We start from the raw sequence: 22,429 nt of genomic DNA, 5'->3' as shown, positions 1-22,429 counted from the left end.
TTTTCAATGTCTATTAAACTTCGTCTAATACTTTCAAATATTGCAATGATAACGGTTCCCATTATTTTGTTTTTAATAACTTCCTTTCTTTTGATGATTGTTTTTCTCGGTGATATCCGTGAGATGGCTACCTTCTTACCGGAGAGCCACAATTACCATAAAACCAAGCAAGAGGATACAATATTTTTCCTCGAGCTAAAAGAAAAATCCGCTGTAAATCCCGTCGAATTGATGAGTAAGGAGTATTTGAAATCACTAAATAACGTGCTAAGTGAGATTGAATCAGGATTAATTATCCGTAAAAACGATGAGGTTTATTATCTTACACGTGAGCTTGAAAATATTCGTACTGATGAACTGCCGGAATTTGGAACAGAAAAAAGCTTCCGCAGCCTTGAAGAAATCGGTGAGCAGACTTTTGCTATAAAGCAGCATGATTTCTTCTTAAAAGATGGCAGTAAAGTCTCCTTATTTTTAATGAGGGACGCAAGCCCATGGAATCAGTTTGTCCGAACCTTCTTCCCTATCCTCTTCGGTTTATGTTTATTGATTTTAATTGCCACTAATGGGTTATTAACCTATTTTGTATCAAAGAGTATTATCAAACCCATTAATCAATTGAAGAAGGCTGCTCACTTTATAAAAAACGGTAACCTCGAGCATTCCATTTCAGCAGCGAGGAATGATGAGATTGGCCAATTAACACAAGCATTTGAAGAAATGAGAATTCAATTAAAGGAATCACACGAGATTCAAAAACAATATGAGGATAACCGAAAGGAATTAATTGCCCATATCTCTCATGATTTAAAAACACCAATAACCTCGATTAAAGGTTATGTTGAAGGCATCCGTGATGGCGTAGCAGACACACCTGAAAAGAAAGCCCGATATATCCAAACCATCTATACAAAGGCTGTGGATATGGATCATTTAATTGATGAATTATTCTTATTTTCCAAGCTGGATTTAGGCAAAGTCCCCTTTGAATTCGAACGAATTGATATCAAAGATTATTTAACCGATTATTTCGAGGAATTGAGCTTCGATCTTAGAAAACAGCATGTGGAACTACATTTTCAATTTGCCCCTCTGGGCCATTATCAGGTTGTAGCAGACCGTGAAAAGTTCAAACGAGTGCTAGCAAATATTATTAATAATAGCTTGAAGTACATGGATAAAGATAAAAAGGAATTAATCATATCCATAGATTCTACTGACGAAGACGTTGAGATTTCCATTGCTGATAATGGACCAGGTATCCCGGAAGATTCAATCCCCTTTATCTTTAATCAGTTTTATCGTGCCGAGCAATCCAGAAATAAATTAACCGGTGGCAGCGGTTTGGGACTTTCCATAGCAAAAATGATTATCGAGGAACATAACGGAATGATAAGATTAGAAAGCACACTAACTGTGGGAACAAAAATAACCATTATTTTGCCGCACCATTCCTGTTCTGAGGAGGCAACATCATGAAAAAAGTATTAATCATAGAAGATGAAAAAAGCATTGCGGAATTAGAACAGGATTATTTAGAAATCAACGGCTTTCAGACAGAAATGGTTCATACAGGAGATATCGGTCTTCAAAAGGCTCTAACACAGGATTTTGATTTAATTTTGCTCGATGTCATGCTTCCAAACATTGATGGTTTTGAAATCTGCAAGAAAATACGAAGTATCAAGGATATCCCAATCATTTTGGTGACAGCAAAAAAAGAAGAAATCGATAAGATTAGAGGTCTTGGGCTAGGTGCTGATGATTATTTAGTTAAGCCGTTCAGTCCGAATGAAATGGTAGCTAGAGTGAAGGCACATTTATCCCGATATGAGCGATTATCAATGAAACAAACTACAGAATCCCAAGAAATTTACATCCGTGGTTTATTCATAGACCGCTCCTCACGACGTGTTTTTGTTAATAACAAAGAAATTACCTTAACCACAAAGGAATTCGATGTTCTAACCTTTCTTGCATTAAACCCAGATCAGGTCTTCAGTAAAGACCATTTATTTGAAAGAATCTGGGGCTATGACAGCAATGGGGACGTTTCAACCGTCACCGTCCACATCCGTAAAATAAGAGAAAAAGTCGAACTTGACCCCTCTAACCCTGAATACATAGAAACCGTATGGGGTTCGGGCTATCGTTTTCATTAACCTTTTATTCACCCTGGTGACAGGCACCACAAAAAGACAGTGTCCACCCCAGGTGGACACTATCTTTTTGTGGTTTAGTGTATTTGACTTTGGAATAGTGTGTTACGATTGTTGAATTTAGTGACCAATTTTAGTAGGAATAGGTTGCCTATTAGTAATACAGCTCCTATTAGAAATAATGTTAATGGGCTTAGGAAGAACATTCCACTCGCTTGACTTATGATGATTCCAACGATTGGCAGCACAAGTATTCCGCCAAATTGCTGGGCTTCTTGGAACGTTTTAACCTTTGCCGAAATTAAGACATTTAAGATAATATTGAATAGTACTAATATCGGAATTACCCAAAACATTAAAATCATCCAGATAGAGTTAAAATATAAGATTACTTTAAAATGTGGATACGTAATTACATTGACAATTATTGAACTAATGATAAATGCAGCAAACGAAATAGCTAATGTTGGAATTAAGGAGGCTAACACTTTACCAAGAAACAAGTTTTTAATTGAAATAGGTGCAAACAATAATGTTTCTAATGTATTTCTCTCCTTCTCTCCTACAAAACTATTTGAAGAAGTAACCATTGAGTTAATAATCGCTACCATTAAGAAAAAGGGAATCATCATAAAAGATAAGAAAAAATATACAAATTTATATCCAAGTGTCGGCAATGCAATAAGAGTATTTCTCATATCCTCATTAGGAAAATTCTCAATAAATGAATTAAGTGGTTTTTCAATATCTTTTGAAGAAGTTCCGACTAAATCAAAATGAATTCCGAAGTAGGCGATACCAGATGGAACTACAATACATAGGATTAATGCGATGATTATCATGGGAACCCAGACCTTTTTGGATGAAAAAGCAGCTTTCATATCTTTCCGTGCAATGGTTAAAATCGTCTGTTTATTCAACCCCTCTTCCCCCCCTAATAGTAAAATAAATCGCCTCTAGGCTTCTGTTGGTTATCTCACAAGTATGAATCCATGTTTCATTAAGAATGTTAGATAATAAAGGAGTAATCTCCTCTTTTGTGGACAGCAAAAACTCCAATTGGTTTGCCCCTCTTCTTTTATATGGGTGCCCCTTGTAGGTTTGGCTATTAAGAGGCTTAAGACCCGTTTCTACTAATAAGTTGATTTTCTTTAAGTATTTATCCTCCAATTCCGCCAACGTTCCGTTTTCTACGATTCTTCCATCTACTAAAAACAAGTACGAATCACAGATGGTTTCAAGCTGATGTAGAACATGAGAACAAATTAAGATTGTAACCCCTTCTTCTTGGTTCACTTTACGGAGATAATGGATTACCTCATTAATTCCTTCAGGGTCTAACCCATTCGTTGGTTCATCTAAAAATAGTAGGTCTGGATTATGCAATAACGCTTTTGCTAGTGCAATTCTTTTCTTCATGCCTGTAGAAAAGCTGCCAACCATTTGATCCTTAAAGCCCAGCATATCGAATTGCTCAAGTAAATGTGTAATTCGCTCCGTATTTGAATATCCATAGATTTTAGAAAAGAAGATAAGATTATCCCAGGCCGACATATCATGATAAAGACTTGCACTTTCTGTAACAATTCCAACCCTTTTTCTGATTTCATCACCCTGTAATTTTGGATTGAACCCCATTACGTTCATCATTCCAGTAGGCGCTTCAATTACTCCGTTTAACAAACGAATAATCGTTGTTTTCCCTGCCCCGTTTGGACCCAACAGTCCATTAATACTTCCTTTCTTTATTGTAAAAGAGACATCTTTTAATATTTCACGTTGATTAAACTGTTTGCTGACTTTTTTGACCTCAATAATATTTGTCAAATTTCTCCCCCCATAACCTTCATCCTTCTTTATAACGATTAACAATGGGTAATCGTTCATAATAATTAAATATTTATTTGATAATCTCTCTTTATTACATAAGAATGACCATATGTTCGAAAGGTTTTTGTATTTATGTTGCCGAATAGATGCAGGAATAAGAAGTGAGGAGAATTAGTATGTCAATAAAAAAAGGGAGTATTCTGGTAGTTGAGGATGAGGAAAAGATTGCACGAGTATTGGAACTTGAACTTGAATATGAGGGGTATGAAGTAACCAAAGCATTCGATGGTCTAGAAGCTCTTGAAGCCTATCGTACTGGAAATTGGGATTTAATTTTATTGGATGTTATGCTTCCAGGGTTAAGCGGGATTGAACTTCTTCGGCGCATTCGAAAAAATGATCTCCTTACACCTGTCATTCTATTAACAGCAAAAAGCTCTGTTGAAGACAAAGTATCTGGACTTGACCAGGGGGCCAATGATTATATTACAAAGCCCTTTCAAATTGAAGAACTGTTGGCAAGAATCCGTGCAGCCTTAAGAATCAAACATGCTGAAGAAAAACATGCTCAAAATGAAATCGAAGACCTGCTGCGATTTGCAGACTTATCCATCAATCAAAAATCTAGAGAAGTTACTAGAGGCAATAGTGAGTCCATTGATTTGACTCCCAGGGAATATGACTTACTCGTATACCTAATGGTCAATAAACGACAGGTGTTAAGCAGAGACCAAATACTCGGGGCCGTATGGGGGTATGACTTTTTCGGGGATACAAATGTTGTGGACGTCTATATCCGTTATGTTAGAAAAAAGATTGACCTCCCACATCTGTCCCCGTTGATTCATACGGTTCGCGGTGTTGGGTATGTGTTAAAGGATTCCAAATGAAACTGAAAAATAAAATAAATCTTTATACCGCTTTTTTATTTGCGATCCTGCTGCTCATCATAAATATTACCGTTTATTACTCCTTCAGCAAATTAACACTCGACAGCGAACTTAGCACGGCGAATGATGAAATGAAAAAAATATCTGAGAATATCGGAAAATCGCTTGGAACTATATCCGAAGATCTCCTTTTAAGATCTTATGTCCCTGTAAACGGGATGATTCAAATTGTTACCAAAGATAAGAATGACTCCTCTCCGTATACTAGCCCTGGAGCACATGACTTAAGTAAGCGGCAATCAGTTTTTTATAGTAATGAAGTCAGTAAAACGATCGAATACGAGGACCGACTATTTAGCTTTCAATCTATGCCAATCATATTGGAAGACGGAAGCATTGCCAATCTGCAGATAACAAAAAGCATGGAAACGGCAACCAATAATTTATCCATTCTGCGACTTGTGTTAATCATGGTAACTCTTCTTGCGCTGATTCCTGTATTAATATCAAGCCGGATTCTAAGCAACCTGATTACCATGCCCGTAACATCTATGATAAGAACCATGAGAGATATAAGGCAAAGCGGAGCTTTTAAGCGCCTTAAGCTTGAGGGCAGTTCGAAAGACGAACTTTTTCAAATGGGGCAAACCTTTAACCATATGATTGATTTATTAGAAGTCAACTTTGATAAACAGAAACAATTTGTGTCTAATGCGTCGCATGAACTTAAAACCCCATTAACCATAATAGAAAGTTACGCAAGTCTATTAAAAAGAAGAGGTCTAACAGAACCGAAGCTTTTTCTTGAATCAATCGAAGCGATTCACTCCGAGGCAATCCGTATGAAGGAAATGACAGATCAACTTTTAATGTTAGCAAGACACCATGAACAATGGAATATTGATCTCAACCAGTTAAACATCAGCCATTTAATCACCCAAACCCTCAAAGCTTTTAAAAATGCATATAATCGTGATATTGAATTTGTTCAGGAGAATGATTCCCCCCTATTCATCGAAACCGATGAAAAAAAACTAAAGCAGCTACTGTTTATTTTTTTAGACAATGCAAGGAAATATAGTGATAAAACCATAACAGTAGAACTAGGGGATGACCACGATGAAGTTTTTATAAAAATTATTGATCGTGGAATTGGTATTCATAAAAGCGACCTTCCTAAAGTGTTTGACAGGTTTTATCGGGTTGATAAGGCAAGGAGCAGAAAACAGGGCGGTTCTGGTTTAGGATTGTCGCTCGCGAAGGAAATAGCTGATGCGATCGGTGTTATCATTCATCTAGATAGTGTACTTGGTGCAGGAACTACCGTCACAATTCAGAGTAAAAAAATTGAAAAATGATAGCAATTTCTCATCACTATCTCATTTTCATATAAGAAAATAATTGGTAATAAGGTGGTGAAAGAAAAGTGAAGAGATTATCTTGGTTTTGGGTAACCATTTGCTCAATCATAATTGTAATTGTTTTTGTCAGCTGGCAGCAATTTGGAAACCTCTCTCCATCTGGAGGCATGTTAACAGAAAAGGAAGCTGCAGAACTTGTACAAGAGCGTTATCAAGGAGAAGTGACCTTATTGAAACTAGCCGATCAGCAATATCAAATAGAACTCGAAAAACAGACAAAACTTTACGTCATCAAGCTGGATGCGAAAAACGGAAAAATATTATCGTTTAATGAAAGTACCAAATCAACTGCACCATCACCAGATTCTCCTGCAAGAGTAGAGCTTCCTGAAGAAGAACTAAAAGAAATCGTACTCAACACAATAAATGGATCACTTGTATCTTTCGAGAAAGTTGATACTAATCAAAAACCGACTTATAAAGCAATTGTGAATGAAGCCGACAAACAAACAACGATTATTGTTGACGCCGCTTCAGGTTCCATCCTCTCCACCACGTCATCTGAAATCAATCCCCCTCCGAAAACTTTAACAGAAGATGAGGTTATAACTATTGCGAGTTCTCAGGTTCAGGGAGATGTTGATGATATTTGGCTGGATACAGAAGGGGGTCAAACCTTTTACCTTGTTAAAATCGAAACAAATGATGACCGTGAAGCAACTGTCCAGATCCATGCCATTACAGGGAACGTACTGTCAGTATCTTGGGATGATCATAGAAGTAACCAAAACGGAAGAGACGATGATGATTAGTTTATAAGAAACGATTTTTATGAACAAGTATTTCTCATGGATTTCTAATGTTTCTATCCTTTTGCTCTCATATTCGGTGTATATACTGAAATTGTAGAAAGGTAATAGGAAAAGGAGGAAATCATAATGAAAAATAAAGTTCTAATAGGTGTAGTGTCATCATTACTCGTTTTGGGTGGAGCTATTGCAGTCGGCGCTTCAAAGAATGATACTCGTCCAGATGATTTGATTCATCTTAATGACAAATCATTTGTCATCAATCTTGATACTAAAAGCTTTCCTGAAATAAAAGAAGGTCAAGAAATTGAACTAGAAACAGAGCACGGTCAAACATTCTACAAAATTGAAAATGCCGATGACAGCAGTAAATCAACTGCTTCCCAATTTACCACTTCGGCTTTATCCATTGAAGAAGCAGCAAAAATTGCCACAAATGAGGTAAACGGTACGATTACCGAAGTTGAAAAGGAAATGGAACATGGCAGACTAGAATACAAAATTGAAATTCAGTCAGATCAAGGCGAAGCTGACGTACGAGTTGATGCTGAAACAGGAAAAATCACACGAGTAAAGTTCGATGATGACAGCAAAGATAATCATGACGATGATGACAAAGGCAGAGGCACTGATGACAGCAATATTGATGGATAAGTAGGAGGGAGAACAATCGTTAACTCGATTGTTCTTTTTCGTCCTATATATGTAATTTACACCTATTGGTTATATTAAATAAAAAATACATATATAATATGTTAATTACATCGTTATCCTGTTTACACTATCCGAATTATGGCTAAAAAGATTATATTAATCAACCATAGGAGGTAGTTTAATTGGGTAAGTTATTATCTGAAAAATTTTCGAAAAATCCTTTCAGAATCCCATATTTACGAATGGGAGCTGGAGAACCTCTGGTTTTTATTCATGGGCTTGGTGAAATCAAGGAAGGCTGGTCAAATCAGTTTGAATTCGCACAACATTATGACTTGATTATCCCAGATTTACGTGGACATGGGGAGTATATTACTGATGAGGAAATTTCGATCAAAAACTTTGCCTTGGATGTTATAAGTTTGTTGAAAGGTCTTGGGATCGATAGCGCCCACATTTGCGGACTATCAATGGGTGGAATGGTTACACAAGAGATCTACCGTCAAGCACCAGAAATGTGCCGGTCCCTTACGCTCGTAAGTACGTTTCATTATGCACCAAAACATTTCGGACAGCTCTTTTTAAAATATCGTAAGTTAAGAGCAGACTCAATTTCTCTTGAGAAGCAAAAAAATATAGCTGCACGTGTTTGCCTTTATTCTTGGACTGAGGAAAACTTTGAGAATTTTTATAAATTCTATCAGCCTAATCATGACTACTATCTTCCTTCCATGCATGCCTGCCTTGAAGTTAATAATCTATGTCTACTGCCAAAGATAAAAGTTCCAACTTTAATTATTGGCGGTCAGTACGATTCGATAACCCCCGCTTGGATACAATTACTCATGCATAAACAAATTAGACATTCAGAATTTGTTATTTTTAGAAATACAGGACATATTGCAAAGCTAGAGGCAAAAGAGGCATTCAATGAGGTACTGCGAAACTTTTTAAATAAACATAAAAAGGCAAGTTAAGGGAAGGAATCTCTTCCCTTCCTTCCCTTAACCATTATATAATCTTGTACTCATCTTTATTACAAACAATTAAAGTGGATTAGAACGAATGGAAGCCCATTCATCTACAACTATCGCGAACAATCCGGTTATTGCTAAGGAAACATGACCGGCTTCTACAAGCTTGTACGTTTTATCTTCACTAGAAACTAAATCCATAATCGGCAAGCTTTGTGGTTCTAACACTAAATTATCATTAGTTGAGGAGATAACAAACAAATTCGATTTAATATTTTTTAAATCTGCATGTTTATTGCCAATCATTAATTTGCCTTTAACAAGCTTATTCTCCTTAAAAAGATCATTCGCTAATTGTCTAAATGCCTCACCTGCAAATGGGACCTGATCAGTTGTCCATTTATTCATTCGACGCCATTTATCCACATATCTAGCATCATGGGCTCGATTTAAAAGCGTCGTATAGTTACTAAAATAAATCGGAGCCGATACTGCGCGAAACATTGCTTCCACATAGGTTGACGGAACATTTCCATAAACATCAATTAAGCGATCAACATTTATATCACCATTCCTAAAACCCTCTGCCCATTTATCTGGACCAACATATTCAGTAAAATCTATAGGTACCGTTGCAACAATCAAGTTTTTAATGGGTTCTTCCGCAATGGAAGCATAAATAGAGGCAATTGTACCGCCTAAACAATAGCCTACTATTGTAATTTCATCGGTCTCTGAATGGCGAATGGCGCGCTTAACTGCCGTTCTTAAATATTTTTCAATGTATGTATCCAAGCCGATGTTTTTGTCTTCATAACCGGGAGTACCCCAATCTAATAAATACACATCATATCCACGGTTTGTAAGTCCCTCAATTACGCTTGCCTTCGGAGCAATATCAAGAATATAAGGTTTATTAAATAAGGAATAGACGAAAAATAATGGAATATCATATTTTTTTTGTTTTGCCGGGTAATGCCATAATATGGATTTATTCTTTCTCCAAACCTCAGTCCTAGGTGTATGGCCAATTTTGGGTTCTGGCTCATTTAGCACTTGGAAAAGATGTTTCCAGCGATTCATTTCTTTTTCATAATCTAACTCTAAAGGAGGAAATAAATCCTTAAAGAGCGTATCTGCTGCCACTTCTTAAGCCCCCTTTGCTACTTATATTGTTGACCCAGCACCTGTACGGACCGGTTCTTTTTGATGGTCATTTTTCACGTGACTCTTAAGTATTTCAATATCTTCTTTAAGAATAGTTAATTTATTCAATTCAAACTTAATCTCTTGTAGTTCGCTTTGTAAGGTCTTTGTATCTGCAAGTTCCTTTTTTGTTTTTACTAACTCTGTTTTTAGTTGTTTCGTTAGTTTAATAATTTCTTTAGATACCTCTACAACACTTTCGATTTCCTTGCTTTGTGAATTAACTGAATCTTGTAAACCCCAAATCTGTTCTTCAAGAGAATCAATTTTTTCTTCCGTTTGAATGGTTAAAGAAGTAACATTCGCCAAGTCATTTTTAGTTGGAATATTAAGCACGCCTGCAAGTGCCTCTTGATTCTTTTTGATTTTTTCAACGTAACGAGAGTGCGAATCAGTCCCCACTTTTGACATTTTGACAAATTCATTGTTATTGGACAAAAGAAAAATAAAATCATTTATTTGTTTTTCCCAAATTTCACTATACTTTTTGAAAGAATCATATGGATCAAACGGACTTTTAGTTGACATCTGGTTCACCTCAGGTAGTGTTATGATTTTGACTCCGAAGTATTCTTCATATATTGCTGAAATGGTAAAAGTGCAGACTTTACTTGTTTTTCAAAAAGATTCACGAACATTTTCTGATTTTCATATAATATATTTGTTGTACTCTTTACACCTTCAATATACTTCTCTCTGCTTCTCTTTCTAAAAGAAAGATATTGCTCGACACTTTCTAAATACTTGTCTAGTGCTTGTCCAGTGGTTAATGCACGAATAGGTGTAGTAAATAAAGAGGTGGTTTTATTTTGAATGTCATCAACTACTTGGTTAATCTCTTCATAAGATTTGACAGGGAAAAAATGTTGTATCGTAGTCGTAGTCATAAGTAATTCTTCACGAGCATATTTCTCCCACTCAAGAAGCTCTCTCTTAAATTGCTCGGTAATAGCTTGGCTATTATCCTGATTTCTTTTAATACTATCCACAAATTTTTTAGTAGCATTCAAGAAAATTTCATCATGATGGTTTAATCGCCCTGCCCATTCATCCACTTCCTCGTGAGCAGCCCTCCATATTAATTCAAAACTTGAAAGCTGATTATCCTTGTTCTCTTGATTTTCAAATGTAGATTCATTTTTATTAACCATTGTTTTTCCTCCATTTAGTTAGTCTTCGAATAACCTCTTCAATTCTTCGAGTTCATTCTTCAACGATTTTATTTTATGTACCTTTAAATCCTTCACTTCATTTTCCATACCGCAAAGCATTTCAGATAAAGATTTATTAAGTTTCTTTAACTCAGAATAGTTGTTTTTTAAAACTACATTTACCGTATAAAGTTTTTCTTCAAGATCATCCAGCTTATCCTCACCATCTACTTTTCTATTAGCAAGTTCAGCAAAATCATCTTTCTTAGAAAGATTAAATTGAGTTAACCAGTTGTTTATTACCTTTTGTTGAATCTCTACCTGGTCTAAATGATTTTCAAATGATTTTCCAAAAGCACGTGTAAAGGTTGGGCAATTGGTAGATGAATGGATCCTTTTGTTCCAATATTTTTCTAAGTTTTTGTAAAATTCTACAGGATCTAGTTGTTTTGATTCCATAAATGTCCTCTTTATCTAACTGGTTAGTAGGTTTTTACAAGAATATTACTATAATTCAAATTATTATAATAAATAATCCATTTGTAAACCTTCGTTCTTCGACAAATTTCATCATTTCTCTTAAAAGTGCTCTATAACTTAACTTTTTCTTTATGGCCTTTCCATTTATCCCCTAATAAAATCTTAATACATTTCATTTTATTAAAATATGAATTTTTATCAACATTCACAAAAATGTAAAGAATCAAAATTCATTTTATAAAAAGTACCCTCTCTAACATGGGTTCTTGTGTGTATCGTTTATTGTTTTATTGAATAATCAATTGTTTTATAGACAACAAAAAATGTAGCTAATGAAAACAAAGCCTCTTTCAAACCAAATATAAAAATCGAGCTTAAGAAAATAAAGAAATTCAAAAACATTACAATTTGGCCTATTGAAAAAGATGTCCGTTGACTAAATAAAATCCCCAATACCTCTGTACCGTCTAATGACCCTCCAAAGCGAATAACCATCCCGACACCTAAACCTAATAATCCTCCTCCCAAAAAAATTACTATCAACGGATCTTGTGTTAAGGATGGATAAGGTTCAAGAAGATGCGTACAGAAAGATAGAATTAGAATCGCAAATAGACTAAACAAAATAAACCTTTTACCAAGATAAGAATAGCCTAAACAGAAAAAAGGAGTATTTAAAACTAAGAGAAAGAAGCCAACTTCAATGCTAGTCATATGTGAGAGAATAATACTGACTCCAACAATCCCGCCATCAATTACATTATTCTTCATCAAAAATAACTGTAATGCTAAAGCAGCCATAAAGGCGCCACAAAATATGAATAGTAATCTTTTGGGTATAGATATATATTCTGATCTCCTATCCGTTAGATAATATTTAATTCTCTCCTTATACATGTAAAGCTCCTTTGAGTTATTTTTTTTGGGATGATATAGCTCATTATATTCCCCCATAAAATGGAACATGCCCGACCATGGGTCAGGCAGAGGTAAACTTTTCAATATGATTTTTGGTCTATCTGTATAATCTAAATCAAAATCTTCCTGATTTAAAAATAGAGTAAAAAAGTAAGAGGAACATTGCCGCGGCAATCCCAAAGCCGATTTCTATGATTGGCAAACTGTGAAACAAAATAGAAGTTTGTCCCGATAACGAAGCACCGACAATGATTCCTACCAATATTATGCTAAAGGAAAGCAGCACAATGCTAAAGGAGAGCCTGTTGCTTATCTTATTAAGTTTTTTAAGAACTGGTTCTATTTCTGGTGTTGTGATTTCAATCTGCATTTTGCCTTTTTTCATTACAGATGTAAAATCTTTTATCGTTTTCGGGAATTCTTGAAAGATGTCTCCGTATTCGCTAAAATTTGACCATGCAAACTCAGCCACGTTTTTCGGCTTAAAGCGATCCAGGAGCAGTTGTTTTCCAAATGGTTCAGCTACTGCTAAGATACTAATTTCTTGGTTTAGCTTTTCAACTGTTCCTTCTAATGTTAGCAGGGTTTTTCCTAATATCGTTAAATCGGTTGGTATCGTAATGTTATGTCTGTAGGCAACTGAAAAAAGTTCATTCACAGCTGTTCCAACACTCATCTGGCTAAATGGAACATCTAGGTATTTTTCCCGAAGCTGATCTACATCTGAATGTAACTGCTTTACATCTACATCATCAGGTACAAGTCCCATGCTCGTAATGGCCCTCACAACATCTGCTGTATTTTTACGCATTAACGCAATCACAAAAGAGGCTATGTGGGATCTCATTTCAGGAGTGATTCGGCCCACCATACCAAAATCCATAAATGCAATTACCTGACCTGGCAGGGCAACGATATTCCCTGGATGGGGATCTCCATGAAAGAAACCATCAATTAAGATTTGATGAAAAAGTGCATTTACTACTTTTTCACCTAATACTTTTGTATCGTACCCCGCTTGATGAAGCTTCTCAATTTCATTTAATTTAATTCCATCAATATATTCCATTGTTAATATCTTTTTCGTCGTGTAAACCCAATGAACCTTAGGTATGTGAACTTTATTATCGTTATTAAATTGTTTAGCAATTTTTTCAGCGTTTCTACCCTCATTTTCATAATCTAATTCTTCCCGGAGCGACCTTGATAATTCCTCTACAATTGTCCGAATCTGGTACCTTTCTACCCAATCAATTCTACTTTCCGCTAATCTTGCTAGATCTATGAGAATTTCTAAATCCGTTTCAATCACACTCATAATATTGGGACGTTGCACTTTAACAGCAACACGCTCTCCTGTGAGCAAGACCGCATGATGGACTTGCCCAATCGATGCGGCAGCTAGTGGTATCTCACTAAACTCCGCAAATGAATCTTCGATAGAATCAGCCAATTCCTCTTCTATTATTCTTTTTACATCTTCAAACGAGAATAGAGCAACATTATCCTGAAGTTTCACTAACTCTTGCAGGATTTCAGCTGGAATGATATCGGGTCTAGTGCTGGCAATCTGTCCTATTTTCACAAAGGTTGGTCCTAGTTCCTCGAGAAACATCCTAATTCTTTCACCAGTTGTTCTACTATTTCGTGATTTATTTCCTTCAACAAATACTCTTTTCGGTACCGATAACAAATCTAGGAGACCTAACTCTTTCATAACAAAACCAAATCCATACTTGGTAAAAGTATATACAATGTCACGATAGCGTTGAATATGGCGAATTTTTTTCTTAATCATTTATGTCACTCCTGCTGGGAGTCTTTTATTATTTACTTCCCGAATCAAGATTCTCACTTTTCCCTGCCATTTACAAGTTGATTCTCAGATTGTTCAAGTAAATAACAAAAAGACGCATCTTTGTCCGACACGTCTCGTGTTTACCTACTGGTTTTTCACCATATTAAATACCTGCTCCACATCTTTATCCCCGCGGCCTGATAAATTAACGACCAGGACATCTTCTTTCGCTAAATCCTTTGCTAGTTTTATCGCATATGCAACCGCATGGGAACTCTCTAAAGCTGGAATGATTCCTTCTGTTTTACTGAGAAGCAAAAATGCTTCTAACGCTTCTTGTCCAGTAACTGTAACATATTCCGCTCTGCCGCTGGTTTTTAAATGGCTATGCTCTGGTCCAACACCAGGATAGTCCAAACCGGCAGCAATCGAATAGGTAGGCTGAGGATTTCCATTTTCATCTAGAAGCGTCAAACATTTGAAGCCGTGAATGATGGCTGGAGTGCCTTTTGTTAGGGTCGGCGCTTCCTCTGGTTCCACGCCAATTAATCGTACATATTTTTCGTCGATATAGTGTGCAAAAGCACCAATTGCATTACTTCCTCCGCCAGCACAGGCAATCACTGCCGTTGGCAGCTTGCCCTCTTTTTCGATAATTTGGCGCTTTGATTCTTCACTTATAATCGCTTGGAAATGTTTAACCATGGACGGATATGGATGAGGACCTACTGCGGATCCTAATAAATAAAACGTATTTTGATAGTTTTGAACCAAATCTGCTAAGGCTTCATCGACAGCGTCCTTTAATCTGCCCTGCCCTTTCTCAACCGGAATTACCTTTGCTCCTAATAATTCCATCCTAAAAACGTTTAGCGCCTGACGCTCCGTATCGAGCTTGCCCATGTAAATGACACATTCCATCCCAAACATGGCACATGCAGTAGCCGTTGCTACACCATGCTGACCTGCACCCGTTTCCGCAATAATTCGTTTCGCACCCATTCGTTTTGCTAATAAAATTTGACCGATCGCGTTATTTATTTTATGAGCACCAGTATGGTTTAAATCTTCCCGTTTTAAATAGATTTTTGCTCCGCCGATCTTTTTCGTTAAATTCTCCGCAAAGGTCAGCGGGTTTTCACGTCCGACATATTCCTTAAGATAGTAGTTAAATTCCTCGATAAAATCTGGGTCATCTTTATACTTTAAAAACTGTGCTTCCATTTCATTGAGCACTAATTGAAGGTCCTCAGGAACGAAACTTCCCCCAAATTCACCAAAATAACCTCTGCTTTCCACAACTACTTTTTCCATCCTCAGCTCGTCTCCTTTTTAAACTACTATTTAATTAATAATTTTTATTTAACTATTATATATCCATATAACAGAATATTCAAATAATAATCTTTAAAACTCTAATAGGTAAAAACTCTTACTAGATTTCCAAAATTAATAGAACCTCTTTCATATGATTTACTTTTAACACAGTGGTAAAATATAGAAATGAAAGGAGAGATATATATGAAAATTGCAGTACTTGTGGGCAGTAATCGTAAGGAATCGTTTAATAAAAAATTAGCGTTATTTATGCAAAAACGCTATCAAGCGACAGCAGAATTTGAGATTCTACCGATTGAACAACTTCCAATGTATAATCAAGATGATGAACTAACACCACCGGAAATCGTAACAGATATAAAGCAAAAGGTCGCTCAAAGTGATGGTGTTCTTTTCGTCACACCTGAGTACAATCACTCTATTCCTGCTTTTTTAAAAAATGCCATTGATTGGTTTTCTCGTGTCGATAAAGTCATGGTGAACAAACCAGTCATGATAATCGGCAGTTCCCCTGGAGTATTAGGAACCGTCCGTGCGCAAATGCACCTACGACAGATTTTAAATTCGCCAGGCATTTCTGCACTAACACTGCCGGGAAATGAAGTATTTATTGGTGCCGTTCATGAAAAGCTGGACGAATCAGGAAATCTCGTTCATGTGCCAACCATTCAGTTCATTGATACTGTAATGGATAACTACATAAATTGGATAAAAAAACAAAGCCTATAAATGCAAACACGCATGGATTCTTTATCCATGCGTGTTGCATTGTGCTCATATTACTTTGAATGGTTCATTTCTTTTTCTAACTTTTCAATCCTTGTGTCAATCGTGGTCTGATTATATGAACGATTGACTTGATTCTCGAGATTGTTAATGTAATTTTCAATTTCTTCAAAGCGTGAAATCGATTTAGCAGTATAAGTGTTGGATTCTAATACCTGGTCAATTCGATGGTTTGCTCTCGTTACGTTTTCACGTGCCATTAGTTCCATCCTGCGAAGCTGCATATCTTTTAATTTATTCTTCATATCTCCATGTTTTCTTTCCAGTTCAGCCAGCTGGCCTTTTACTTGCTCGAGTGCTGATTTAACTCTCTCTGCGCGATTAGAATATACTTGCTGCTCCTCAGAGGCAAATTGATAAAGCTCGGTTTCTCCCCCTTTTAAAGCTACTTCAGCCTGATATTTCCTTTTTTCAGCTAACTGCTCGGCAGTGTACAACTCTTTTGTGAATTCCTCCTTAAGTGCAGTTTGACGCTCCAAAAGATTTGCCACTTTTTCTGTTTCCTTTTCGCATTGGAAAAGGTATTGATTCAGTATAGAAATAGGATTTTGTTTCTCTTTTTTATCTAGTGCCTCGTTTAAATCTGCTGTAATTGTATTTTTAATTCTTGTGAAAAGATTTGTCATGTTATATTCGCTCCTTTAATTAGTAGTTTTTAATTTCATTCCATTGCTTTTCAAAATTTACAAATGGATCTGATTCTTCTTTGATTACTGAATGTTTGCTTGAATTCCAGTTCTTATAAACTAGATAAAGAATGTATGCAGCCACAAGGCCGATAATAGCTGGTGCATTAGAGATAGAGGCCATTAGGAACATAACCCCGACGATACCAAGTGCAATTTTCCATCCTGTTGATTCTGCTTTTAAGAATTGTTTGTAGGTGAAATATAAAATCGCGAGACTTATTAATAACCCAATCATCGGACCAAGTGTAGAAAGTAAGATGAGGGCTGCAATTCCTCCCGCTAAGACTAAACCGAATTTTTTCATTTTGTTTTCCTCCTTTTGTTTTCTTGATATCATCTTACCTTTTTTAATGGTTTCAGATAATTGCGCCTGAGCTTGATTTTCATATAGGACTGAAGTCGTAGTTAGGGTCATCCTACCGGAGGGAGACCCTTCACACAAAAATAAAAACATTTATTACATTGAGGCAGTTTACCTAAAAAAGTTTGTTTTTTATTCAAATATGGTTTGATAATCTACTTACCCCATGAGGTATAATTAGCACAATGACTCATGGAAGTAGGAGAAAAATTAGATTTATGATTGTATTCCATTTTTACAAGGTGGTAATAAAAATGAAACGATTGTCGAACTTTTTAACATTATTTCTTGTGGTACTCCTTTCTGCATGCGGAGTGAGTACAGAAGGATATAGAAATGTTACTTCAGAGGAAGCCAAGCAATTAATTGACGACAACGAAGTAGTTGTATTGGATGTTCGCACCCCTGAAGAGTATGAAGAAGGTCATATCCCTAATTCAATATTGGTTCCAGTACAAGAATTGGAGTTTAGATTGAATGAATTAGGAAAGGAAGAACACTATCTAGTGGTTTGCCGTAGTGGAAATCGTTCTACTCAAGCTAGTGAAATATTAATAAATAATAAATTTACTAATATTTATAACATGATCGGCGGGATGAATAACTGGTCTTACGAAATTGAAAATTAAATATAATAAGGACAAGAGAAAAGAACCCAGTATTTTTAATGGGTTCTTCCTTTTATAAAACGAGATTTAAGTCTCGGCATTTATTTTTATATGATTCAAATTTAAACCTTTAATACAACAAATTGTCCGCCACCGAATAAGGACTTGGTATAGTCAATCTTTGCATTATTGAAATAAACCTGGTCTCTTTCGTTTACTAAAAACCTAATACCACTTTCTTCTGTGATTTCATCACTTTCTAAAGCTGACTCTTCCAGAGTCAGACGTAACTGGGGACCGCCTCAGCCAATGCCCATTGATAAACGAATAAGTGGCTTATTACCTTTATTAATTAGATCTTGTATTTCTTTCGTTATCGCAGCTATTGCCGCATGTGTAATTTTAACCATTGTATTACCTCCATAACAATGACAAATAAACCGCCTTTTATATTATTTTTATCCACTGAAAGTTATTAAATTATAGTATATCTTTCCCAAAAATAGAGTGTCACCCCTTTTTTATCGATTAGATCAACAGACCGCTGTTTATAGCGGTCAGTTATATCTAAAGGAGATAGGCATACCGACTAGCTTATTTCTTTTTAATCCAGAATTTAATGAGTTTATCATCTTGTTCCGTTTTCAAAATCGTATGTCCTGCATTTTTTGACCAAGCTGGAAGATCATTCAATGCACCTCTATCTGTCACATGAAGCTCTAATACTTGATTACTTTCCAATAAGTCTATGCCTTTTTTAAGCTTAACAATTGGCATTGGACATGTTAAACCACTAACATCTACCACAGAATCTACATTTATTTCATTGGCTTTTTCTTCAACTACGATCTCTGTCTCGCCAAGGTCGTTTGTTTTAGTCTCAACATTATTATTTATATTGCTTCCATATACAGAGGAATAAGTTTTCCAACCACCATCCACATTTTTAACATGGTAACCATTATTTTTAAGAATCCGGCTTGCTAAATATCCTCTTAAACCTACCTGGCAGCTTACATAAACTGTCTTATCTTTTGGGATATCAACTAATTTATCCCTTAAGCCGTTTAGGGAGATATTTATAGAACCCTCAATAAAACCAAATTCACGTTCCATTGGTTCGCGAACATCGATTAATAACCCACCTTCTGATACGATTTTGTCAACCTCATGCCATTGAATATGTTCTAATTCCCCTTCCATGATATTGGTTGCCACATAACCTGCCATATTTACAGGATCTTTTGCTGATGAAAATGGCGGTGCATAAGATAACTCTAAATTCGTTAAATCCTCTACCGTTAATCCGCCCTTAATAGCCGTCGCAATTACGTCCATTCGCTTGTCTGCGCCATCGGCCCCTAATGCCTGAGCACCGAAGATTTTTCCCGTTTCTTTATCAAAGATTAATTTTAAGGCAATTGGTGCCGCGCCAGGATAATATCCCGCGTGTGAACTTGGATGAATATGAACAACCTCGTAGTTAACACCTAAGCGCTTTAATGTTTTCTCATTGTTTCCTGTAGCTGCAACGGTTAAATCAAATACCTTTGCGATGGACGTACCTAATGTTCCCTCGTACTTCTCTTTTTTACCCATCATGTTATTCGCAGCGATACGTCCTTGTCGGTTGGCAGGACCTGCAAGGGGAATCATTGCCTTAGTACCATTAATGTAATCGACAACTTCCACAGCATCCCCAACCGCATAAATATCTTCATTAGAGGTTTGAAGGTATTCATTTATAACAATTCCGCCACGCTCTCCTAATTCCAGTCCTGCTGTTTTTGCTAATTCATTTTCGGGTCTAACACCGATTGAAAGAATCGTCATATCTGTTTGAATTACTGTTCCATCTGATAGGATTACTTTCTTTCCCTTTTCAGCGAATGATTGGACACCATTTTCTAATATAAGGTGTACACCTTTTTCTTTTAAATGAGTGTGTAAAATACTCGCCATTTCAAAATCAATCGGTGCCATAATTTGATTGGCCATTTCAATAAGTGTTACCCTCGATTCCTCTATCAACGAGGTTTTCGACCATTTCTATCCCAATAAATCCACCACCGATAACAACAGCTTTTTTAGGTTTATTGTTATCAACATGGTTTTTGATTTTATCTGTATCAGGAATATTTCTTAATGTAAACAAAGTTGTATTTTCACTTAGTCCGGGAATAGGTGGAACGATTGGTCTTGCTCCAGGAGATAATAATAACTTGTCATATGATTCTTCATAAACTTCGCCGTTTTGTAGATTCTTTATCGTAACGTATTTGTTTTCTATATTAATGCTCAATACTTCACTTAGGTTGCGAATATCAAGATTAAATCTTTCCGACATTCCTCTTACAGTTTGAACTAATAATTTACTTCTATCTTTAATAGTCTCACCAATGTAATATGGTAATCCGCAATTTGCAAAGGATATATGTTCTCCACGTTCTACAAGAACAATCTCTACATCTTCACAGATTCTTCTTAATCTTGCTGCAGCTGTCGCCCCACCCGCAACTCCACCAACAATGATAATTTTCTTAGTCATAAATTCTCCTCCAAATTGAGTATCTATTTATAAAACACATATATTTATATAAATCTCAATATATACCCTACAGGGTTTATACCTATATGGGTATTATAGACCGCAAAAAAATAATGTAAAGACTCTATTTAATTTGTTCACAATTCCTTCATAATTACTGTGAACCATTAATTAACCTATCATTCTATAGTTCAGTTCCCTATAGAATATGAAAATTTATATTATATTAGTAAGAAATATGAACCAAATAATAAGGCAATAACAATTATAAATACACTAAGAGTAATAATATATTTTTTTGATGCTGTATATGTTTGGTTATTAATCGTATTGATTTTTATTAGATAAACAACGGTTGCCATAATGATTGTTATGATTCCGATACCAACTGAAGCAATTCCAATCATATTTGCAAGTAAATCCCCAACAGGTGAAAGACTTTCTTTCATATTAAAATGTAAATTTGTAACTAAGAAGCCCACTCCAATGATTGCAATAGCAGTTCTAATCCAAGCTAAAAACGTTCTTTCATTTGCTAAATGCTGCTGAATATACCTCGAATCGAGTGTTGGTACATTGCCATTTTCTTTTTCTTTCCCAATACTCATTGCTGTCTCCTCCTTAATTTAGGCTTTCCTTTCTTCTATACCCTTATATCCATCCTCTTTATACCTCAATATAGACGATAGCCTGATATCCTTGGAGCTCTAGTGGCTTTTTTGTGGATATATGGCTCCTAGAGAATCCGACAAACCTTTCCTTACTCTCCCAATTCACAGCATTATAACTTGAAAGCATATGTTCACGAAACGCTCAATATTAATTAACCGAATCTTAACATTCATTTTTGATAATGGGTGTATAAAATATTTCGGTTAGTCTTCTTTTAGGAGAAGCTTCCCCGATATGGAGAGGTGCTTAAAATGAACAGGCTTTTTATTTCTTCTGTTCTAGCAATTATATTGACAATTGTATTCGGATTTAGTGTATTCTTTTTGTTTATTCTCGATCCAAACAAGCAACCTGCAGTGAAATCTTCAACAGACAAGACTGCTTCGGCACATGTTGAAAAATCGGATCATCCCTATCTACCTCCAAGCATGGATGAAGTTCCCACAGGTGACGAAGGGGAGTTAATCAAACTTGGAGAAAATCTCCATAATCAAACAAGTACCCTTCTTGATGGATATGTAGGTAATACACTAAGCTGTGCAAGCTGTCATGCAAATGGTGGTGTGGATTCTTCGTTAGACCTTGTAGGAATTTCAAAGACATATCCACAATATAATCCTAGGGCTGGAAGAGAAGTAACTCTACAAGAACGAATTAATGGCTGTTTTAAAAGAAGTATGAATGGAACCCCCCTTCCACCAGACAGTAAAGAAATGAAAGCAATGGTTGCCTATTATACTTATATTTCAACCAATGTTCCAGATGGGACAATCGAACGGCCATGGGCTAAATTATCAAAGGCTGAAGGAGATTTATCAGCCATTAATATTGATGAAGGAAGAGAACTTTATAATAAGGCATGTATTACATGTCATGGGGAAGATGGATCTGGAGATGGAACAGGGCTTGCTCTTTGGGGTGATAAATCCTACAACATTGGTGCAGGTATGGCGCGAATCAGAACAGCGGGAGGATTTATTAAAGAATATATGCCAAAAGTAGCTACCGGTGGTTATGAACCAGGTTCTTTTACAGACCAGGAAGCAATGAACATTGCGGCATATATTAACTCAATGGCAAGACCAGATTTCCCTGATAAAATTTATGACTGGCCAAAAGGAGATGCACCAGATGACGCAGCCTACGAAACATTGGCCGAAAAAAAATAGATAACTGTAATGTGGCCCGTGTTAAAGC

At 36.1% G+C, this 22,429-nt stretch carries 22 protein-coding genes and 1 pseudogene; 10 read left to right on the top strand and 13 right to left on the bottom strand.

Annotated features, from left to right (window positions below):
- The first annotated feature begins 6 nt into the window (after positions 1–6).
- A complete protein-coding gene (locus BANA01_RS02295; protein ID WP_063251474.1) occupies positions 7–1,479 on the top strand; it encodes a sensor histidine kinase in 1,473 nt (490 codons plus the stop codon).
- Entirely contained in the window at positions 1,476–2,162 is a 687-nt protein-coding gene (locus BANA01_RS02290; protein WP_063251473.1) for a response regulator transcription factor, read from the top strand. The genes BANA01_RS02295 and BANA01_RS02290 overlap by 4 nt, the downstream gene beginning before the upstream one ends.
- Before the next feature lie 74 nt (positions 2,163–2,236).
- Here BANA01_RS02290 and BANA01_RS02285 read toward each other — a convergent pair whose 3' ends face one another.
- A complete protein-coding gene (locus BANA01_RS02285) occupies positions 2,237–3,079 on the bottom strand; it encodes an ABC transporter permease subunit (RefSeq protein ID WP_063251472.1) in 843 nt (280 codons plus the stop codon).
- Complete coding sequence (locus BANA01_RS02280) at positions 3,072–3,986, bottom strand: ABC transporter ATP-binding protein (RefSeq protein WP_063251471.1); 915 nt, start codon at positions 3,984–3,986, stop codon at positions 3,072–3,074. Before BANA01_RS02280 ends, BANA01_RS02285 begins: the two co-directional genes overlap by 8 nt.
- A 179-nt stretch (positions 3,987–4,165) precedes the next feature.
- Between BANA01_RS02280 and BANA01_RS02275 the strand changes: the two genes are divergently transcribed.
- The 5 genes from BANA01_RS02275 to BANA01_RS02255 all read left to right on the top strand — a co-directional run bounded on the left by BANA01_RS02275 (position 4,166) and on the right by BANA01_RS02255 (position 8,680).
- Positions 4,166–4,879: a response regulator transcription factor gene (locus BANA01_RS02275; protein WP_063251470.1), complete on the top strand. Its 714-nt coding sequence runs from the start codon at positions 4,166–4,168 to the stop codon at positions 4,877–4,879.
- Positions 4,876–6,237 (top strand): sensor histidine kinase, encoded by a 1,362-nt coding sequence (locus tag BANA01_RS02270; protein ID WP_063251469.1) that lies wholly within the window; start codon positions 4,876–4,878, stop codon positions 6,235–6,237. The genes BANA01_RS02275 and BANA01_RS02270 overlap by 4 nt, the downstream gene beginning before the upstream one ends.
- A gap of 68 nt (positions 6,238–6,305) precedes the next feature.
- Positions 6,306–7,052: a PepSY domain-containing protein gene (locus BANA01_RS02265; RefSeq protein ID WP_063251468.1), complete on the top strand. Its 747-nt coding sequence runs from the start codon at positions 6,306–6,308 to the stop codon at positions 7,050–7,052.
- A gap of 126 nt (positions 7,053–7,178) precedes the next feature.
- On the top strand, positions 7,179–7,703 hold the full coding sequence (locus BANA01_RS02260; RefSeq protein ID WP_063251467.1) for a PepSY domain-containing protein: 525 nt from the start codon (positions 7,179–7,181) through the stop codon (positions 7,701–7,703).
- A gap of 182 nt (positions 7,704–7,885) precedes the next feature.
- Entirely contained in the window at positions 7,886–8,680 is a 795-nt protein-coding gene (locus tag BANA01_RS02255; RefSeq protein ID WP_235847042.1) for an alpha/beta fold hydrolase, read from the top strand.
- Positions 8,681–8,749: 69 nt separating this feature from the next.
- On the opposite strand, the gene BANA01_RS02250 is transcribed toward BANA01_RS02255, so the two are convergent.
- From BANA01_RS02250 to trpB, 7 genes are all read right to left on the bottom strand, one after another.
- On the bottom strand, positions 8,750–9,823 hold the full coding sequence (locus tag BANA01_RS02250; RefSeq protein ID WP_063251466.1) for an alpha/beta fold hydrolase: 1,074 nt from the start codon (positions 9,821–9,823) through the stop codon (positions 8,750–8,752).
- Between the two features lie 21 nt (positions 9,824–9,844).
- On the bottom strand, positions 9,845–10,411 hold the full coding sequence (locus BANA01_RS02245; RefSeq protein WP_063251465.1) for a hypothetical protein: 567 nt from the start codon (positions 10,409–10,411) through the stop codon (positions 9,845–9,847).
- Positions 10,412–10,431: 20 nt separating this feature from the next.
- A complete protein-coding gene (locus BANA01_RS02240; protein ID WP_063251464.1) occupies positions 10,432–11,034 on the bottom strand; it encodes a hypothetical protein in 603 nt (200 codons plus the stop codon).
- An 18-nt stretch (positions 11,035–11,052) separates the two neighbouring features.
- Positions 11,053–11,493, bottom strand: a complete 441-nt coding sequence (locus BANA01_RS02235) for a hypothetical protein (protein ID WP_063251463.1) — start codon at positions 11,491–11,493, stop codon at positions 11,053–11,055.
- Between the two features lie 300 nt (positions 11,494–11,793).
- Positions 11,794–12,411, bottom strand: coding sequence for a YitT family protein (locus tag BANA01_RS02230; protein WP_063251462.1), 618 nt, complete (start codon positions 12,409–12,411; stop codon positions 11,794–11,796).
- A 136-nt stretch (positions 12,412–12,547) separates the two neighbouring features.
- Complete coding sequence (locus tag BANA01_RS02225) at positions 12,548–14,230, bottom strand: ABC1 kinase family protein (protein ID WP_063251461.1); 1,683 nt, start codon at positions 14,228–14,230, stop codon at positions 12,548–12,550.
- Positions 14,231–14,374: 144 nt separating this feature from the next.
- Positions 14,375–15,544, bottom strand: coding sequence for a tryptophan synthase subunit beta (gene trpB, locus BANA01_RS02220; protein WP_063251460.1), 1,170 nt, complete (start codon positions 15,542–15,544; stop codon positions 14,375–14,377).
- A gap of 207 nt (positions 15,545–15,751) precedes the next feature.
- On the opposite strand from trpB, the gene BANA01_RS02215 reads away from it, so the two are divergent.
- Positions 15,752–16,297, top strand: a complete 546-nt coding sequence (locus tag BANA01_RS02215) for an NADPH-dependent FMN reductase (RefSeq protein ID WP_063251459.1) — start codon at positions 15,752–15,754, stop codon at positions 16,295–16,297.
- 50 nt (positions 16,298–16,347) lie between these two features.
- Here the strand turns inward: BANA01_RS02215 and BANA01_RS02210 are convergent, their stop codons facing one another.
- Positions 16,348–16,980 carry a PspA/IM30 family protein gene (locus tag BANA01_RS02210; RefSeq protein WP_063251458.1) on the bottom strand — a complete coding sequence of 211 codons (633 nt, stop codon included), beginning with the start codon at positions 16,978–16,980 and terminating at the stop codon, positions 16,348–16,350.
- Between the two features lie 19 nt (positions 16,981–16,999).
- Entirely contained in the window at positions 17,000–17,347 is a 348-nt protein-coding gene (locus BANA01_RS02205; protein ID WP_063251457.1) for a lmo0954 family membrane protein, read from the bottom strand.
- A 311-nt stretch (positions 17,348–17,658) separates the two neighbouring features.
- On the opposite strand from BANA01_RS02205, the gene BANA01_RS02200 reads away from it, so the two are divergent.
- Positions 17,659–18,033 carry a rhodanese-like domain-containing protein gene (locus tag BANA01_RS02200; protein ID WP_063251456.1) on the top strand — a complete coding sequence of 125 codons (375 nt, stop codon included), beginning with the start codon at positions 17,659–17,661 and terminating at the stop codon, positions 18,031–18,033.
- 573 nt (positions 18,034–18,606) lie between these two features.
- Here BANA01_RS02200 and BANA01_RS02195 read toward each other — a convergent pair.
- Together BANA01_RS02195 and BANA01_RS02190 are read right to left on the bottom strand one after the other, a co-directional pair.
- Positions 18,607–20,560: pseudogene (locus BANA01_RS02195) on the bottom strand (CoA-disulfide reductase).
- Between the two features lie 221 nt (positions 20,561–20,781).
- Entirely contained in the window at positions 20,782–21,168 is a 387-nt protein-coding gene (locus BANA01_RS02190; protein WP_063251455.1) for a YidH family protein, read from the bottom strand.
- Positions 21,169–21,483: 315 nt separating this feature from the next.
- On the opposite strand from BANA01_RS02190, the gene BANA01_RS02185 reads away from it, so the two are divergent.
- Positions 21,484–22,401, top strand: coding sequence for a c-type cytochrome (locus BANA01_RS02185; protein ID WP_063251454.1), 918 nt, complete (start codon positions 21,484–21,486; stop codon positions 22,399–22,401).
- Positions 22,402–22,429: the final 28 nt, after the last annotated feature.

The sequence above is a fragment of the Neobacillus niacini NBRC 15566 genome, assembly GCF_001591505.1.
Taxonomy (GTDB): Bacteria; Bacillota; Bacilli; order Bacillales; family Cytobacillaceae; genus Neobacillus; species Neobacillus niacini.
This window is presented reverse-complemented; position numbering and strand designations above follow the sequence as displayed.

Bases quoted from the DNA above. Each gene is read 5' to 3' on its own strand.
- BANA01_RS02215 (WP_063251459.1), top strand. From the start codon at position 15,752: ATGAAAATTGCAGTACTTGTGGGCAGTAATCGTAAGGAATCGTTTAAT.
- BANA01_RS02205 (WP_063251457.1), bottom strand. From the start codon at position 17,347: ATGAAAAAATTCGGTTTAGTCTTAGCGGGAGGAATTGCAGCCCTCATC.
- BANA01_RS02235 (WP_063251463.1), bottom strand. From the start codon at position 11,493: ATGGAATCAAAACAACTAGATCCTGTAGAATTTTACAAAAACTTAGAA.
- BANA01_RS02260 (WP_063251467.1), top strand. From the start codon at position 7,179: ATGAAAAATAAAGTTCTAATAGGTGTAGTGTCATCATTACTCGTTTTG.
- BANA01_RS02295 (WP_063251474.1), top strand. From the start codon at position 7: ATGTCTATTAAACTTCGTCTAATACTTTCAAATATTGCAATGATAACG.
- BANA01_RS02200 (WP_063251456.1), top strand. From the start codon at position 17,659: ATGAAACGATTGTCGAACTTTTTAACATTATTTCTTGTGGTACTCCTT.
- BANA01_RS02240 (WP_063251464.1), bottom strand. From the start codon at position 11,034: ATGGTTAATAAAAATGAATCTACATTTGAAAATCAAGAGAACAAGGAT.
- BANA01_RS02230 (WP_063251462.1), bottom strand. From the start codon at position 12,411: ATGTATAAGGAGAGAATTAAATATTATCTAACGGATAGGAGATCAGAA.
- BANA01_RS02190 (WP_063251455.1), bottom strand. From the start codon at position 21,168: ATGAGTATTGGGAAAGAAAAAGAAAATGGCAATGTACCAACACTCGAT.
- BANA01_RS02290 (WP_063251473.1), top strand. From the start codon at position 1,476: ATGAAAAAAGTATTAATCATAGAAGATGAAAAAAGCATTGCGGAATTA.
- BANA01_RS02245 (WP_063251465.1), bottom strand. From the start codon at position 10,411: ATGTCAACTAAAAGTCCGTTTGATCCATATGATTCTTTCAAAAAGTAT.
- BANA01_RS02225 (WP_063251461.1), bottom strand. From the start codon at position 14,230: ATGATTAAGAAAAAAATTCGCCATATTCAACGCTATCGTGACATTGTA.
- BANA01_RS02210 (WP_063251458.1), bottom strand. From the start codon at position 16,980: ATGACAAATCTTTTCACAAGAATTAAAAATACAATTACAGCAGATTTA.
- BANA01_RS02270 (WP_063251469.1), top strand. From the start codon at position 4,876: ATGAAACTGAAAAATAAAATAAATCTTTATACCGCTTTTTTATTTGCG.
- trpB (WP_063251460.1), bottom strand. From the start codon at position 15,544: ATGGAAAAAGTAGTTGTGGAAAGCAGAGGTTATTTTGGTGAATTTGGG.
- BANA01_RS02185 (WP_063251454.1), top strand. From the start codon at position 21,484: ATGAACAGGCTTTTTATTTCTTCTGTTCTAGCAATTATATTGACAATT.
- BANA01_RS02275 (WP_063251470.1), top strand. From the start codon at position 4,166: ATGTCAATAAAAAAAGGGAGTATTCTGGTAGTTGAGGATGAGGAAAAG.